The 2,006-nt window shown below is 41.7% G+C and carries 1 protein-coding gene; it reads right to left on the reverse strand.

Annotated elements, in window-relative coordinates; translation table 11 throughout:
• On the reverse strand, nucleotides 1–1,794 hold a 1,794-nt coding region (locus tag M595_RS27255; RefSeq protein ID WP_023069820.1), incomplete at its 3' end, for a GTPase.
• Nucleotides 1,795–2,006 lie beyond the last annotated feature (212 nt).

The following is a 2,006-nucleotide window of genomic DNA, read 5'->3' on the forward strand; positions in this document are numbered from 1 at the left end:
CTGTTCTAAATTGAGAGATTTTAGCCTTTTCTCCCAACCGAGTTTCAATCCCAACTCGTTTGAATTCCAATGTTCCTCTGCAAACGATGGAACAGCATTAATCGCCTCTTGAAATATCGTTTCGATTTCTATTTGTAAGTTGCTGCGGCTATCTTTGAATGCGATCTCAATTTTCTTTCTGATTTCCTCCTGTTTGCTTTGAATTGTTTCTGCTAATTGTCCATAAATTTGAGCTTGTCCTGCAACCCAGTCATAGGGTGTATTAATGGCGCCGACAGTCGAACCGAGTAGAGTTTGCGATCGTCGAATAGTTCCGTATTGAATCAAAGACTCGCGAATAGAATCTAAAAAATCTTGCATTCGACTGGCTTTGAATAATTCCTCTTGGCGATTTTCATGTTCGGGTTCGCGGGAAAGTTGAGCCGCCAAAAGCATCACCGGAACAATGGGAAAGTAATCGTTTGCATAATGCTCTTTTGCATAGCGGCGAATGCGTTCAATATGTCCGCCCAAACCGCTTTGACCTTCCATTGCAAAGGCTTTATCGGGATTCTTTAGAAAATGTTCTAACCAACGGGGATCGCGCAGATTTTTCTTAACATTCAAAAGAATAATGAGCGGTTTTGCTTTCTTTTTGAGCAGATGTAAAAACTTAAATTCTGTGTCTTGAACGCTGTCATTTGTAACGACATAACAGATAACATCTGACTCCTCAATCACACTTTCAGCTATTTCTTCATCACTTTTTCCGCCGGGAGCGCCAATCCCAGGCGTGTCAATAATCCGAATATTTTTCCATTCATAAACTCGGTTGTAACGAGTCGTTCGCTGTTTTCCAACTCCTATCGCCTCCCATCCATCGTTAGTAACAATGGCGTGAAGCGTGCTTTTTCCCGCTTTCGTTCTGCCCATAAAGGCAATGCTAAAGTGATTGAGAGCGCGTTCTTTTGAACGGAGGGATTCCCGCACATCCTCAATTTCTTTGATAATTTCAGCCGAGAGCGATTTTTCAGTTAATTCGAGTTGTTTTGCAACTTCTTTAGCCGTGTTTGCCTGACCTTTACTGTTAGTTTTTGACTGAATTTCATAAATCGATTTTTGCAAATTTTTTCCCAAATAGTAAAGTATCGACAAAGCACTTCTCAGAGCAAATTGTGAAAATTGGTAATCTTCCTTAGCAACAACGGCACACTCACGAATTGCTTCATCATATTCTGGCCCCGATAACAAAATTTCTCGCCGCAGTTGCTCGACTTTTTCTTCGGCTCCCGTTAAATTGGCTAATTTATTAACCAAAGCCTGGGATAAAATCGAATCAGCTTTCTGAAGTAAACGCGCACTAACAGAAAGTTTTTGTTGATTGGACTCATCAAGAAATCCCGTATCAGAAAAGGCTCCGGCTTCTTCAATTTGTTTCTGTATTTCTCCTTTCGGCCAGTTCCAAATCTGTGCAATTCGTTCGGCCATCTTCCGTTCTAACACCGAACAAAACCCGTCTACATAAGCAATCGCTAAAATTTGACACATGGCCTCATTTTTTTGACTGCTGGGTACTCGCCTCGCAACTTCTTCGACAGATAATTGATTATCATCTTGGGCGAGAATCTTTTCCATTTCCTCCAGGGTTCGCTGTCCGGCTTCAATTTGAGTTGCGAGTTCGTGAAGCGCTTTTGATTCTTCGCTGTGAATTTGTTGGTCAGCACAAACCATGTGCGTTACCAATAAAAAGGGATAATTTATCGTATTAGAATGGTTGTTAGTCACTTGTTCAGTCTTTTTGAGTGTCGTTTGCATCTTGCCTAACCCCGTATTAAAGTAGCCAATACGTTGAAGTCGCAGTCGGCAAGATAGCCACCGCCAGCAATACCTGTTAATGCGATACCTGCAAAAATTGCCGTCTGAGTTATAGCCATGTCAGTGTTGAGACGGTTAGAACGTGCTTTGCTCAAGCCCATACGATCTCCTAGAGGTAGAGGGTGTTAAATTTTTTAAGTCTCTACATTCAG

Origin of the sequence: Lyngbya aestuarii BL J (genome assembly GCF_000478195.2) — a bacterium.
Taxonomy (GTDB): Bacteria; Cyanobacteriota; Cyanobacteriia; order Cyanobacteriales; family Microcoleaceae; genus Capilliphycus; species Capilliphycus aestuarii.